Below are 14,908 nucleotides of genomic sequence, written 5' to 3'. Positions count from 1 at the left end.
TTTGAAACAGCAAATAAGATTAGTTTCGCTTTCTCTATTTTTGCTCATATTACTTTTAGTACCTTTTACTGCAGCAGCAGCTGAGGCGACTGTGGCAGTTACAATTGTACCTCAAATAGAGATGGTTGAGGCGATTGTTGGAGATAAAGTGGAAGTAGTAGAAATGATTCCAAAAGGGTTTAGCCCTTCTAATTATGCACCCTCTCCTGCGGAGATGAGGGCTTTTAATAAAGCAGGTATTTACTTTTCAATGGGAGTACCAGCGGATATACAGAACATTTTACCTCGGGCGGAAGCAGTGTCAGGACTCAAAGTTATAAAGTTATTTGAAGAAATTGAAGCTGAGTATCCTAACCGCTATTTTGGAGAGAGAAAGGAGCAGCCTGAGGATGAGGCTGCTAATGAACACAGTCACCAGGGAGGTCGTGACCCTCATATCTGGTTATCTCCGGACCGGGTAAAATATATGGTGCAGATTATGCGTGATGAATTAATTAAAATTTTACCTCAGTATGAAAATGAATTTAAAGAAAATGCAGCTCAGTATCTGAGCGAACTGGCTGCCGCTGACCAGGAAAACAGCAAATTGCTCGCCCCCTATCAGGGAGAGTCAATTTTGGTTTATCATCCTTCATTTGGCTATTTTACTGAACATTATGGCTTGGAAATGATGGCTATTGAAGAGGAAGGCAAAGATCCTGGTCCCCGTCATTTACAGGATATTATAAAAATGGCAGCTGAAAAGGGAATTAAAAATGTTTTTTATCAAGCGGAAATTGACAGTAGAAAAACAAGAGCCGTTGCTGAAGAGTTAAGTGGGGATATTGTAGAGCTAAACCCTTTAGCTGAGAACTATATTCAAAACTTAAAAGTTATGGCTCAAAAAATGGCAGCAGAGCTTGCAGAAAGAGATGATAAGTAGTGACTTATGCAGTAGAATTAGAAGATATTTCTGTAAATTATGGAGAACTGGAAGCACTAAAAAATATTAATCTCAAAGTTGAGGAAGGAGCCTTTTTGGGGATTATTGGCCCTAATGGAGGTGGTAAGACTACACTGCTTAAAGTTATTTTGGGACTTATTGAGCCGCAAAAGGGAACTGTAAAAGTGCTCGGCTATCCTTTAAATGAAACAATTGATCAGATCGGCTATGTTCCTCAGATCTCTAATTTTGATCGTAACTTTCCAATTAGTGTTTTGGATGTTGTTTTAATGGCAAGGTTGGGTGGTCGAGTTAGATTTTTTCATCAATATCATAAAGAAGATGTTAAGAAAGCAGAGGCTGTTCTGGATCAGCTTAATCTACTGCACCTAAAAAAAAGGCAGATCGGAAAGCTTTCAGGTGGCCAGCTGCAGCGGGTATTAATAGCCAGAGGACTGGCAGTGGAGCCTAAAATATTGCTTTTAGATGAGCCTACAGCCAGTGTGGATGCAAGCTCTACCTCTCAGATTTATGAATTATTAAAGGAATTAAATAAAGAAAAGACTATTATAGTAGTTACTCATGATATGGCAGCAGTTTCCTCTTATTTTGACAGTCTTGCCTGTTTAAATGAAAAATTATATCACCATGGAGATAAACATCTGGACCCGGAAACTACAGAACAGGTTTTCGGCTGCCCGGTTGATCTAATTGCTCATGGTCATCCTCATCATGTATTTGCACCACACGGAGAGGAGGCCAAAAATGATTGAAGCAATTTTTGATTTTAATTTTATGCAAAATGCCTTTGCTGCAGCTGTACTTGCAAGTATTGCCTGTGGTCTGATTGGAACAATCATTGTCGAAAAGAAGCTCGTAATGTTGAGTGGAGGCATTGCGCATACGTCATTTGGTGGGATTGGTCTTGGTTATCTTTTAAATATAGAGCCTATTTATGGAGCTTTTGCTTTTGCGGTAGGAGCTTCTCTGGCCATTGCTTCTATTCGCCGTAAAATAGGAACCGGATCTGATACTTTGATTGGAATGTTCTGGTCACTGGGGATGGCGCTGGGGGTTTTATTTATTGGCTTTACTCCTGGATATCCACCGGATATTTCTTCTTATTTATTTGGAGATATACTTACAGTTAGAAGAGTAGATGTCTGGATGATGGGAGCGCTGACAGTCTTTATGCTGCTGGCAATTATTAGTTTATTCAATTATTGGAAAGCTTATTTATTTGATGAAGAGTTCTTGCGAGTATTGGGAGTTAAATCAACTCTGCTCGAAAATTTTCTCTTTATTATGATTGCGCTCGCAATAGTAATTTTAATTAGAGTTGTGGGGATAGTACTGGTCATTGCTCTTTTAACAGCTCCTCCGGCAGCAGCCAGATTATATACAGAGGATTTAAAAAAGATAATGGGGCTTGCAGTTGTTTTTGGACTTATTTTTTCTTTCAGCGGTCTAACTTTCTCCTATTATTATGATCTGCCTTCAGGGGCAGTTATTATTATTACAGCTGCCTTATTTTATTTTGGTTCTGTAGTAGTAAGAGGAAGTAATGAATAAAATATTTCTCAAAAACAAAAAGTTAGTATTTTAAAGAAATTGCATCTTTAATTGGGGCTTAGCTTTAAATTTGTCTGGAGATTAGAATTTAAATATTTGTGATTTGTGCTCAGATGTATTAAGATAAAAATAGTTAATTAAAAATTGAATAGTTTTAAATAAGGGTTTCAGTCATTATTTTGGTGTTACAGCGGAAATAAATGGCTGGATTAAAATGGGAAAGAGGTGAAAAACCTCTGCGGTCCCGCCGCCGTAAGGTTTAAAGATAATCAAAACTGCCACTGGGAAAACCGGGAAGGCTAATTATTAACTAAACTGAGCCGGAAGACCTGCCTTTATTTGTAAACACCATAATCTCACGGGTCATGAGGGGGTGTTAGAGCAGAAATTTATTTAAGTTGGATTGATTAAACTGCTGCCAGTTAAAGCTGAAATGTAAATTCTTTAGTTTATTATCTGACAATTGCAGTTTATCCAGTTTAAAAGTGAGTATCTGATTTAAATAAATTCTGACAGCTAACTTAAAGTATTAATCCCTTTCGTACAGAGCCTGTGTGGAGGGATTTTTTATTTATATAGTTTTTTAGATTAAAATAATAAAATATAGCACAAATATAAGTTCGTAAAGGGAGGAATTATGAATTTAGATTATGTAAAAAAACGTGATGGGAAAAAGGTAGAATTTAAATCGGAGAAGATTGAAAATGCAGTGACAAAAGCAGCTGCAGCAGTAGATCAGGCTGATCCTCAAATTGCTTCAGAGATAACAGCTGAGGTAATATCTTATTTAAAGATATTTTTCAAAAACGGAGGTACAGTTGAGGTAGAACAGATTCAGGATCTGGTGGAAAAAGTTTTAATCGAAAAGGGCTATGCCGAGATTGCAAAGGCGTATATTCTTTATCGGGAACAGCACAGCAAGCTTAGAGACAGCAAAAAGCTTTTTGCAGATGCAGTTAATATTATGGATGACTATTTAGACCGCAGTGACTGGAAGGTCAATGAGAATTCGAATATGAGTTATTCACTCCAGGGACTAAATAATTTTATTGCCTCAGAAGTAACCGGTCAGTACTGGCTGCAGGAGATTTATCCCAAAGAAACTGCGGAGCTGCACAGTAGTGGTGATCTGCATATTCATGATCTGGGTAATTTAAGTGTTTATTGCTGTGGCTGGGATTTAGAGGAGCTTTTAAGAACAGGTTTTAGGGGAGTTCCCACTAAAATTGAAAGTGCTCCCCCCAGACATTTAAAGACTGCACTTGGGCAAATTGTAAATTTTTTCTATACACTTCAGGGTGAGAGTGCGGGAGCTCAGGCCTTTTCCAATTTTGATACCTATCTGGCACCCTTTATCGCCTATGATGACCTTAATTATGAAGAAGTTAAGCAGTCTATGCAGGAATTTCTATTTAATATTAATGTACCAACTCGGGTTGGATTTCAGACTCCCTTTACTAATATTACTATGGATCTTGAAGTTCCCTCTTATTTAAAAGACCAGTCAGTAATTATTGGGGGAGAATATCAGGATAAGACTTATGGTGAATTCCAGCCAGAAATGGATATGTTTAATCAGGCTTTTGCTGAGCTGATGATGGAAGGTGATGCAAAAGGCAGAATGTTTTCTTTTCCAATACCTACTTATAATATAACAGAAGATTTTGAGTGGGACAACGAAAAGCTTGATCCAGTCTGGAAAATGACAGCTAAGTTTGGTATACCCTACTTTTCTAATTTTGTTAATTCTGATATGGATCCAGAAGATGCAAGAAGCATGTGCTGCAGATTACGTCTGGATAATAAGGAGCTGCGTAAAAGAGGTGGAGGCTTATTTGGTGCTAACCCAATGACGGGTTCAATAGGTGTAGTGACCTTAAATATGGCCCGGATCGGTTATCAGTCTCAAAATAAGGAAGAGTTTATGGACAGAGTATATTATTTGATGGATCAGGCAAAAGAGAGCTTAGAAGTCAAGCGCAAGGTCTTAGAAACTCTAACTGATCAGGGTCTATATCCATATGCTAAATTTTATTTAAGAGATATCAAAAAACGCTTTGATCAGTACTGGAAAAATCACTTTAATACAATTGGTTTAAATGGAATGAATGAGGCTTTACTGAATTTTATCGGCAAAGATATTTCAACTCCCGAAGGTCAGAAATTATCACAGGAAGTAATGGAAAAAATGAGGGAGAAACTGCAGCAGTATCAGGAAGAAACAGATAATCTATTTAATCTGGAAGCAACTCCAGCTGAAGGTACAGCTTACCGTTTTGCTCGACTGGATAGAAAGCAGTTTGGAGACAGAATAGTTGCTGCCAATCAGGAGCGCGTTATTAAAGAAAATTCAGACCCCTACTACACCAACTCTACTCAGCTGCCTGTAGGTTTGACAGACGATATTTTTACAGCTTTAGAGCTGCAGGATGAACTGCAGTCACTTTATACTGGTGGGACAGTTCTCCATGGATTTCTGGGAGAAAAGATAGATTCTATTGAGGCCACCAAAAAACTGGTTAAAAGAATTGCAGAAAACTTTAAACTGCCCTATTATACTCTGACTCCATCATTCAGCATCTGCCCGGTCCACGGTTATTTACCGGGAGAACACGAATACTGTCCTAAGTGTGAGGCAGAATCTGCTGCTGAGGAAATAGAGATGGCAGAAAGTGCTGTGAATTAAATGAGATTAGCGGGTTTGCAGAAGACCTCGGTGATTGATTTTCCCGATCAAATTTCAGCTGTTGTTTTTACTCAGGGTTGTAATTTTCACTGTCCTTACTGTCACAACAGTCAGCTCATTAAAAGGGAACTTCCTCCTGAACAGGAACTAATGCCAGAAAAATATTTCTTTAATTTTTTAGAAAATAGAAAAAAACTACTGGATGGAGTAACTATTACAGGTGGAGAACCCTTACTGCAGCAGGATTTAAAAGAATTTATGCTGAAAATAAAAAATGATTATAATCTGCTGCTTAAGCTGGATACTAATGCATCCAGTTTTAAGAAACTCCAGGAAATAATCGAAGCAGGAATCATTGATTATCTGGCAGTTGATATTAAGTTTGACTGGGCTAGATATCAGGAGCTTGCTCCTTTAACTGTGATAGAGGATATTAAAAAATCAGTAGAGTTAATTATTAATTCTGATTTGAATTATGAATTTAGAACTACTGTAGTTCCGGGCCTTCACAATCAGAGTCAAATCCAAAAAATTGCAGCCCAGATTAAAGGAGCCGATAAATACTTTATTCAAAATTTTCGACCTGTTAATACTCTGTCACCAGACTTAAGGGAGAGAAGGAGTTTTGCTCCTTCTAAACTCCAGGAATTCAAAAAGACTGCAGAGGCATATTTGAGAGAAGTTCATATAAGAGACTAATTTTAGTTCAGTTCTTAAACCGCTGGTGCTTATTATTTTTGCGGCTGTCAGCAGACAGCATATAATTATTAATTTATAGATGGAGGTATAAAAAATGGCTAAAAAACAAAAATGTGAGGTTTATTCGCGAGTTGTTGGTTATCTTTCTCCTGTATCAGAATGGAATAAAGGTAAAAAAGAGGAATTTAAAGATCGGAAGACTTTTAAGTACAGCGAAAGTAAATAATCCGGTTTAGCTGTTGATAAAAAGAAAATATAATTATGAAACATAATTTAAGGACTATCATAGTGATAGTCCTTTTATTTTTGGTCTTATTTGCAGGAATTTACATATTTAGCGAGAAAAGAACTAAGTGGAAGTAATTTTTGTAATAATAGAACAACTTAGAGGTCTTTAGTTTTTAGTGGAAGGGTGTAGAGATTGCAGGTAGAGAGAAAAAAATGTCAGGATGCCGAAGAATTAATAGAATTTTTTAAATCACTGAAGGATTCGCCGGCTCAGATAATTCAACTTTTTTCATCCAGATCTGAGAAAATTAACAAAAAAATAATAACTGCTTTTAATCGCTATTTACCTCTTTCCACTTTAATGGGGGTAACTGCAGAAGAAGTGATCTCTGAAAATCAGGTGCAGTTAAATCATTTGAATGCTGTGGCACTGCGTTTTGAAAAAAGCAGTTTTAGGTTGTTAAGAACAGAATCAGACAGTGTAGAAAATGCCAGAAAAATTATGAAGTCAATTGAGGCTGATACTAAAGCAATAATAATTTTCTCTGATGACCAGTTTAATAATGGTGATCAGCTTGTGGAAGAGTTGAATAAATGCAGTTCGGAGCTTATAATTGCCGGCGGACAGGCTGCACCTGGTTTTGAAAATGAGTCAGGTTATGTTTTTGACAGATCTGGGATAATTAAAAAGGGAAGCCTGGCTCTTATTCTTAATGGAAGTCAGCTGAAGGCAAAGTGGAGTTACAGTATGGGCTGGGATAGTATCAGTCGAGAAATGGAAATTACAAGAGCAGAAGATCAGGTGGTTTATGAGCTTGATGGTAGAAATATTTTTCAAGTTTATTCTGAATTTCTGGGCGAGGATATAAAAAGCAAACTACCTTCTATAGCTGTTACAAAATTCCCCCTGGTATTTAACCGTGGTTTTAAAAATGCTCGTTCTGCAATTGAAGCAGTAGGGGATGGCATTAGATTTTCAGGAGAACTAAAAGTTGGAGATCGAGTTAAGATTTCATATGGTAGTTTAAATAAAATTTTAGCAAATTCAATGCGGCTGCAGAAAAATCTAGATTTTCATCCGGAGTTTTCCTTTGTTTATTCCTGTTCTGGAAGAAGTCAGTATTTAAAATCTCTTAACTCAAATTTGAGTGAGGAAATTAAGGTTGTTCCATCTCCTAAAGCGGGATTTAGTACCAAGGGAGAATATGGAATAATAGATAATAGCTATGAATTCTTAAATATTACGACCACTGTGCTTTACTTAAGTGAAAAAAAAGAAGTTGTACATAAAAAAATTGAATTTGATACCGAAAAACCAACTGTGAAAACAGAACATTTATTTCATCTTTCCAAGAAAGTAGTTTCTGAACTGGAAATGATTAATGATAAAATGCGAAAAGCCAATCAGGCTACTGGAAACCATAAGGTAGAAGAAACAGCTGCCAGCCTCTTTAAAATGATTTTTGAGGAGCGTAATTATACGGGCGGCATAGTTATAAAAGAAGCAGAAAATTTGACCAAAATTTATCTTGATGAGAGCCTGGGAGCTGCTGCTTATGATATTTTTAAAAGTTTTTGGCAGCAGAGACCAGAGAAAATAAGTCGAAAAGAGAATATTTTGGGATTTGAAAATGCTTTTTTAATCCCCCTAACTAAAGAAGTTGAAGCACTGATGATTATTTTAAGTAATGAAGTTGACCTGTATGATATCAAAAAAAATCATCTTTTTATTGAACAGATTCCAAATTATTTAAAAAAGGCAATTTTATATGAGAGTCTGGAAAGAAACCTGGCCAGTCTTTCAACACTGGAACAAACGTCTGACTTTTTATACTCAACACTGGATCTGGATTTGCTCTACGAAAGAATTCTGGACATAATCGTTGGAACTATGGGAATGTCTGCTGCAGTCATTTTCAAAAAAGACGAAAACAAATTAAAGATGATGAAAAATATAAATGTAAGAGAAAACAGTGAATTATATTTTTATTTGAAAGGTCATTATAGAGATATTGCAGCCTCTGATCAGATTCTGATAGAAAATGAAGTTGATCTTTTTGAAAATATCGAAACATTAGTTGCGATTCCAATAAATTTAAATGATTATCAGGGTATTTTATATGCAATGCAGTCTAAATATCAGCAGTTAATAAATGAAAATCAGAAAAAGTTTATCAGAACTCTGGCCAATCAAATCAGAGTCAGTATTCGCAATGCCTTAAACCATCATAAAGTAAAAAGACTGTCCGTTACTGATGGGCTGACAAACCTCTATAATCATTCTTATTTTCATAAGCAGCTGCAGCAGAAAGAGGGAGAAAAATTTTCTGTGGCAATTATGGATATTGATAATTTTAAGGATTTTAATGATCAATATGGACATCAGGCTGGAGATCAGGTACTGCGAAAATTATCTGAAGTTTTAAAATCTGAAATTAGGGAAGATGACATTGTTGCGCGTTATGGTGGAGAAGAATTTGTAATCTACTTTAATCTGGTTGATCAAAATACCCTCTCAAGAGTAATTAATCGGCTGATGCAAAAAATAAGGAAACTTGAAGTTAACTTTGATGGTGAGATACTTAAAATTACAGTTTCAATTGGGGTTGCTGTTAATTGTGACGGCAAATATTCTCCCGAAAAATTAATCAAGCAGGCAGATACAGCTCTTTATATTGCTAAGGGTGCAGGTAGAGATATGGTCAAGTTTTATAGAAATCTTGCATAAATCAGCTGGCAATTTGTTGAGAAACTGGCAGTAATAAACCCTTGAAATGGATTTTTTCTTATGCTATAATAGTCATCGATGGGTGAAGTTTTAACTGAACGAACCCCAAATATAGAATTATTCCTAGGGGGAATGAATTAATATGATTTACACAGGTAAAGTAAAATGGTTTGACGCGAAAAAAGGTTATGGTTTTATTGAAAGAGAAGATGGCGACGATGTATTTGTACACTTCTCAGCTATTCAGGACGAAGGTTTCAAGACACTTGAAGACGAACAAGAAGTAGAATTCGAAATCGTTGAAGGCGACCGCGGTCCACAAGCTGAAAACGTTGTTAAGTTATAGAGTTTAAAACTGTATAAACTGCAACAACTTACCCCGTCCAGGGATCTGGGCGGGGTTTTAATAGTTTACAGGTGTAAAGGTGCCGTGTACCACCCGAATTATGTAGAAAAATGTCTAAATGTTTATAGCGGATAAAAATTTTCTCCGGCAAATAGAATTTAATGTAAATAAGATTAAATTTATGATAAGATAATTAGTAAGTAGAAGCTAATTTTATTAAATTTTTAGATAATTCAAATAAAAGCTCGAACACTGAACTAGTTATCTGGAGGGATAATAGTGGAGAATCCTGTTATTTTACAGACTTTTTACTGGGAGATGAATACAGGTCAATATGCAGAAGAATATCCAGAAGAGGCGAATTTATGGCAGCTTTTATCTGAAAAAGCAGCTGAGATTGCAGAAGTAGGTTTTAACTTTCTCTGGCTTCCCCCGGCAAATAAAGGAGCTGCTGGAGTTGAAGATGTGGGATATGGAACCTATGATCTTTGGGATCTGGGGGAATTTAAACAGAAAGGGACAAAAAGAACTAAATATGGAACTAAAAAACAGTTAGAAAAAGCAGTAAAAAAACTGCATCAGAATAATTTAAAACTTCTTTATGATGCTGTATTAAACCATCGTTTAGGAGCAGATGCTAAGGAAGAAGTTAAACTTAAAGATGACAGTAAGGCAGAAGTCTGGACAGTTTTTAATTTTAAAGGTAGAGAAAATAAATACAGCGATATGAAACTGGACTGGCGTGTTTTTGATGGTGTAGACTGGGATGAGAGAACTCAGCGTGCAGGAGAATTTCTCTTTAAATCTAAAGAATGGGATGACTCTTACGAAGAAGATTATTTGATGGGGGCGGACATAGATTATGAAAATCCGGAGATTAAAGAAGATGTAATTAACTGGGGTAAATGGATAGTAAATGAGATTAATTTTGATGGTTTTCGTTTTGATGCAAGCAAACATGTGGATAATGGGATGATCCATGATTTTATTGAAGAAGTTAACTTGAGCACAGAAAAAAACCTTTTTTTTATTGGTGAAGCCTGGGTTAATAATGCTGAAACTCTTGCAGATTATCTAAATACTGTTGGGCAGGAAAAATTACATGTTTTTGATTTTCCTCTGCGAGAAAGTTTTGTGGAACTGATGCAGGGCAATCTCGATATGCGCTGGCTAGGAGAAAAAGGACTGGTCAATCAGGATGATTTTAGAGATAGGGCGATCACTTTTGTTGAAAATCATGATACTGAACGTGATGGGACAAATGAATATGGGACTGAAGCAATTGTCCAGAGAAAAATGCAGGCATATTGTTATATTTTAATGCGAAGAGATGGAGTGCCGACAGTTTTCTGGAAAGATTATCACAGTCATGGACTAAAAGAAAGACTGGACAAACTGATTGCTGCCCGGAAAAAATTTGCTTATGGAGATGCTTACGAAAGTGAATCTAATGATAAAAACACCTATTCATATATTCGAACTGGAGATGATGAGCATCCCGGCAGTGGAATGGTCATGATGATTACTCAGCATGAAAATGAAGAAATTATAGAAAAAACTGTTAATACCGGGCGGGCAGAAACAGTTTATTATGATTATACAGGTCATATAGAAGCAGAAGTCGAAACTGATGAAGATGCTAATGGACTTTTTAAAGTTAAGGGTAATGCTGAGGAAGGTTATTCTGTCTGGGTTCCGGTGGAATCATAATTATGCTAACAGCAGTAATTCTGGCGGCCGGAGAAGCCAGTAGGATGGGAGAATTAAAGCAGCTTCTGGAATGGGAGAATAAGAATACTATTCTGGGAAAAACAGTTGACAATCTGCTGGCAGCAGAAATTGTGGATGAAGAGCTACAAATTGTTGTTGGTGCTCAAAAGTTGAGAGTGGTAAATTATCTGCAGAAAAAGTACAGATCTGAGTTAAACAGTGGAATTATCAGAATTATTGAAAATGATAATTATCAAAAGGGAATGATGTCTTCAGTTAAAAAATCTCTTAATAGTCTTTTGGAGAGTAATCAGCATTTGCTTTTTACGCTGGCAGACAAGCCTTTTATTGGACCAGGTATATACAGGGAGTTTTATCAGAAGTACCTTGAGCTTAAAGCAGATATATTTGTACCAGAATATCATGGTCAAAAAGGACATCCTGTTATAATTAAAAACAGCTTAAAAAATATAGCTTTAAAATTGGAAGGAGAAGGTGGACTGCGCAATCTTTTTGCTGTGATGCCTGACAGGATTCATTATCATTTATCTAATTATCAGGAGATTACAATTGATATAGATCTCAAACAGGACTACTGGAAGTACAGAAATAATGATCATAAATTTACAGATTAATAGAAGCAATTTAAATTTAATTTTATTGTAGAGAAGGGAGAAATAATGCGTTTAAATTATAAATTATGGCTGGAAGAAGATGAGCGGCTTTTTGGTGATGGCCCCTGTCAGATTCTCGAACTGGTTGATCAGCTGGGCTCATTACGTCAGGCAGCTGCTGAAATCAATATGTCGTACAGTCAGGCCTGGAAATTAATAAAAAAACTCGAAAAAAGGCTGGGTTTTAAACTGCTTAATAAAAAAGTTGGTGGCAGCAGTGGTGGTGGTTCTGAGTTGACAGAGAAGGGAAGAATTTTAACTGAAAGTTTTTCTGAGTTTAGAAAAGAAGCAGCAGGCTGTCTTTCCGGACTGGAAAAAAAGTATTTTAATCAGGAATTTAAAGATAAATTAAAATAATAATAATTTTTTAGAATCATTGTAACTGGCAGATTGCTGACAGGCTGCCAAATAGTCTTTTACAATACTGTCTGAATTAATTGAATTTTTATGTTATAATATAATCGTTATATGAGGTCGCACATAATGAAAGGAGAGTGGTTTGATGTTAAAAAAAGAAAATTTAAAAGTTAGCTGGAAAAGAAACTTGTTAATTTTTAGTTTAAGCATAATGATTATCTTAAGTCTGGTCTTTAGGGTGGGAGCTGCTCGCAATTTTACTGATATGGTGGGCAGACAAATAACAGTTCCCGCCAGGATTAACAGGGTTGTAACTACATATAAATCTGCCACTCAGTTTGTGCTGGCACTGGATGCAGGAGAAAAATTGGTCGGAGTTTCGGCTAAAACAGATAAGCAGCCTCTGTTTATTAAACTTCAGCCGGAACTGGCAGAGCTGCCACAGGTTGGTTCAAAAAGAAATGGAATTAACCTGGAGACTACCCTGAGTCTGGATCCGGATCTAGTTATTTTATATCCTCATCGCGATGCACTGGAAACAGCTGCTAAACTTGAAAGACAGGGAGTAACAGCAATGATTATTAATCCGGAGAGTCTGCAGTTGATTAAAGAAACTACTGAACTTTTAGGAAAAGTGTTAGATAGAGAAAAACAGGCAGCAAAAGTTCTGTCTGCCTATAACAGGATTGCTAGTTTAACAGCAGAAACAGCCAATTTACCAGAGGCGAGAAAGAAAAAGATATATTTTGCCAATTCAGAGTTTACCGATTCTGTTGGAGCAGAAATGATGCAGACTGCTATGATAGAAAATGCTGGCGGTATAAATCCGGCAGCTGAACTGAAATCTGGTTTTATTACAGTGTCATCAGAAAAAATTTTAGAATGGGATCCTGAGGTTGTAATTGTATCTCAATATTTTAATGGTAAGTTAAATAAATTGTCTCAGGAGAAGAAGTATCAGAATGTCAGTGCCTTTAAAAATAATAAATTATATCGAATTCCATCTCAGTTAGAACCCTGGGATTTCCCTTCTCCTTCTAGTTTTATTGCTCAACTCTGGCTGGCCCAAAAAACTTATCCGCTGGAATATAAAGATTTAAATTTCCAGAAGGAGCTTAATGATTTTTATCAGGATTTATATGGGAAAACATTTACCGAATTGGGAGGAGAGTTTTAGTTGACTGGTAAAATAACTGCTGCTCAAAAATTATTAATTATGGGACTGTTTTTGATAATACTTGTGGGTGCTTCTCTATTGATTGGTAATTATAATCTCGGTTTAACTAAACTGATTGCTATTGGTAGAGATTTACTGGGAGCAGATTTTAGACTTCTGTTTAATAATCCTGACTGGTCTGTTCTTTATTATATCCGTTTGCCCAGGATTTTAACAGTGGTACTTGTAGGATCAGCTCTTTCAGTTAGTGGAGCTGCCTATCAGAATATCTTTCGTAATCCACTTGTATCACCCGATATATTAGGAGTTTCGGCGGGGGCAGGTCTGGGAGTAGCTCTGGGTCTTCTTTACAGTAGTGGTTCAATTTTTTATGTTTATCTAATAGCTTTTATTACCGGTATAGCAGCAGTCGGCCTAACTTACTGGTTAAGCCGACTTGCTGGTGGTGAGAATACAACGTTTATGGTTCTTGCTGGAATAGTTGTTTCTTCTCTGGCCAATGCTCTAATCTCTCTGTTAAAGTACCTGGCAGATCCTATGCAGAATCTACCAGGAATAGTGTTTTATTTAATGGGAGGTTTTGCTCGCAGTGGCTGGCAGGAATTTTATCTCTTATTGCCGGTGGTTATTATATCGCTGACAGTAATTTTATTTTTACGCTGGCAGATCAATATTTTTTCTTTAGGAGAAAAAGAAGCAGCAGCTCTCGGAGTCAATACAGATAAAATTAGGTTAATTGTAATTGTTTTTTCAACAATTATGGTGGCAGCAGCTACTGCTGCTGCAGGCCAGGTTAGCTGGATAGGCCTAGTTATTCCTCATATAGCAAGATTTATGGTGGGCAGCAAATATAAATATTATTTGCCTGCTTCAGCACTTATGGGAAGTTTAAGCCTTCTTTTAATGGATAATCTGGCTAGAACCGTAAGCGGGGCAGAAATTCCGATTAGTATTATTACTGCTTTAATAGGAGCTCCATTTTTTGCCTATTTACTGATTACAAAAAAAGAGAGCGGGTGGAGGTAATGATAACTGGCACAGGACTTAGTTTTTCTTACACAGATCATAGAGTATTAAAAAATATTAATTTTAAGGCAGAGAAAGGAGAATTCATTTCAATACTGGGGGCAAACGGATCCGGAAAAACCACATTTTTTCGGTGTATGCAGGGATTATTGGTTCCTGATGCAGGAAAAATACTGCTGGATGGAGAAAATATAAAAAAGATGAGCAAAAAAGAAATTGCTCAAAAAATAGCTGTAGTGCCACAGGAGAGTCAGAACGTTTTTGATTATCAGGTTCTGGATATTATTTTAATGGGAAGTAACCCCTGGCTTTCATTTGCAGAATCTCCCGGGGCTATAGAACTGCAGGAAGCAGAAGCAATCATGGCTGAACTGGAGATATTAGACTTAAAAAATAAGAGTTTTAATAAAATTTCTGGTGGAGAAAGACAGCTTGTATTGATAGCAAGGGCATTGATGCAGAAAAGCAGTTATTTATTTTTAGATGAACCAAATTCTCATCTTGATTTTAAAAATACTCATCTTAGTTTAAAAATTATGAGAGATCTTACTGCTAAAGGAAAAACTTTGATTACAGCTCTTCATGACCCAAATCTTGCCTACCAGTATTCTGATAGGGTAATTATTTTAAAAGCTGGAAAAATTATTGCTTCCGGTCAGGTGGAAGAAGTAATGACAGCTCAAAATTTGAGCCGGGCTTACGAAATTGAAATTGTTCGAGAGAATTCAGGATTTTTACTGGCTTTTCAACAGGATAGATTATTTAAACAGAAGGCCTGAACTT

General features: G+C 36.4%; 14 protein-coding genes and 1 riboswitch. All 14 genes read left to right on the top strand.

The window, feature by feature from the left end; translation table 11 throughout:
* Position 1: 1 nt before the first annotated feature.
* The 14 genes from DFR80_RS00790 to DFR80_RS00725 all read left to right on the top strand — a co-directional run bounded on the left by DFR80_RS00790 (position 2) and on the right by DFR80_RS00725 (position 14,904).
* Positions 2-922 (top strand): metal ABC transporter solute-binding protein, Zn/Mn family, encoded by a 921-nt coding sequence (locus DFR80_RS00790; RefSeq protein WP_233493648.1) that lies wholly within the window; start codon positions 2-4, stop codon positions 920-922.
* The gene (locus DFR80_RS00785; RefSeq protein ID WP_076545478.1) at positions 922-1,695 is read left to right on the top strand and encodes a metal ABC transporter ATP-binding protein; all 774 of its coding nucleotides are present in this window, start codon (positions 922-924) and stop codon (positions 1,693-1,695) included. The genes DFR80_RS00790 and DFR80_RS00785 overlap by 1 nt, the downstream gene beginning before the upstream one ends.
* Positions 1,688-2,494: a metal ABC transporter permease gene (locus DFR80_RS00780; protein WP_114488926.1), complete on the top strand. Its 807-nt coding sequence runs from the start codon at positions 1,688-1,690 to the stop codon at positions 2,492-2,494. Before DFR80_RS00785 ends, DFR80_RS00780 begins: the two co-directional genes overlap by 8 nt.
* Positions 2,495-2,657: 163 nt before the next feature.
* Positions 2,658-2,846, top strand: a riboswitch (cobalamin riboswitch).
* 285 nt (positions 2,847-3,131) lie between these two features.
* Positions 3,132-5,180 (top strand): ribonucleoside triphosphate reductase, encoded by a 2,049-nt coding sequence (locus tag DFR80_RS00775; protein ID WP_114488925.1) that lies wholly within the window; start codon positions 3,132-3,134, stop codon positions 5,178-5,180.
* Complete coding sequence (locus tag DFR80_RS00770) at positions 5,181-5,879, top strand: anaerobic ribonucleoside-triphosphate reductase activating protein (protein WP_114488924.1); 699 nt, start codon at positions 5,181-5,183, stop codon at positions 5,877-5,879.
* A gap of 94 nt (positions 5,880-5,973) precedes the next feature.
* Positions 5,974-6,105, top strand: a complete 132-nt coding sequence (gene nrdD / locus DFR80_RS00765; RefSeq protein ID WP_076545482.1) for an anaerobic ribonucleoside-triphosphate reductase — start codon at positions 5,974-5,976, stop codon at positions 6,103-6,105.
* 195 nt (positions 6,106-6,300) lie between these two features.
* Complete coding sequence (locus DFR80_RS00760; RefSeq protein WP_114488923.1) at positions 6,301-8,835, top strand: diguanylate cyclase; 2,535 nt, start codon at positions 6,301-6,303, stop codon at positions 8,833-8,835.
* Positions 8,836-8,977: 142 nt separating this feature from the next.
* The gene (locus DFR80_RS00755) at positions 8,978-9,181 is read left to right on the top strand and encodes a cold shock domain-containing protein (protein ID WP_073157311.1); all 204 of its coding nucleotides are present in this window, start codon (positions 8,978-8,980) and stop codon (positions 9,179-9,181) included.
* 279 nt (positions 9,182-9,460) lie between these two features.
* A complete protein-coding gene (locus DFR80_RS00750) occupies positions 9,461-10,891 on the top strand; it encodes an alpha-amylase (protein ID WP_076545484.1) in 1,431 nt (476 codons plus the stop codon).
* Between the two features lie 2 nt (positions 10,892-10,893).
* Positions 10,894-11,526 carry a nucleotidyltransferase family protein gene (locus DFR80_RS00745; protein ID WP_114488922.1) on the top strand — a complete coding sequence of 211 codons (633 nt, stop codon included), beginning with the start codon at positions 10,894-10,896 and terminating at the stop codon, positions 11,524-11,526.
* A gap of 45 nt (positions 11,527-11,571) precedes the next feature.
* Complete coding sequence (locus DFR80_RS00740; protein ID WP_114488921.1) at positions 11,572-11,922, top strand: winged helix-turn-helix domain-containing protein; 351 nt, start codon at positions 11,572-11,574, stop codon at positions 11,920-11,922.
* Between the two features lie 145 nt (positions 11,923-12,067).
* Positions 12,068-13,099 carry an ABC transporter substrate-binding protein gene (locus DFR80_RS00735; protein WP_114488920.1) on the top strand — a complete coding sequence of 344 codons (1,032 nt, stop codon included), beginning with the start codon at positions 12,068-12,070 and terminating at the stop codon, positions 13,097-13,099.
* Complete coding sequence (locus tag DFR80_RS00730) at positions 13,100-14,125, top strand: iron ABC transporter permease (protein WP_114488919.1); 1,026 nt, start codon at positions 13,100-13,102, stop codon at positions 14,123-14,125.
* Complete coding sequence (locus tag DFR80_RS00725) at positions 14,125-14,904, top strand: ABC transporter ATP-binding protein (RefSeq protein WP_076545488.1); 780 nt, start codon at positions 14,125-14,127, stop codon at positions 14,902-14,904. Before DFR80_RS00730 ends, DFR80_RS00725 begins: the two co-directional genes overlap by 1 nt.
* Positions 14,905-14,908 lie beyond the last annotated feature (4 nt).

Source organism: Halanaerobium sp. ST460_2HS_T2, assembly GCF_003337665.1.
In the GTDB taxonomy this organism is placed as follows: domain Bacteria; phylum Bacillota; class Halanaerobiia; order Halanaerobiales; family Halanaerobiaceae; genus Halanaerobium; species Halanaerobium kushneri.
The sequence above is the reverse complement of the archived record's forward strand: the minus strand, read 5'-3'. Positions and strand labels throughout refer to the sequence as shown.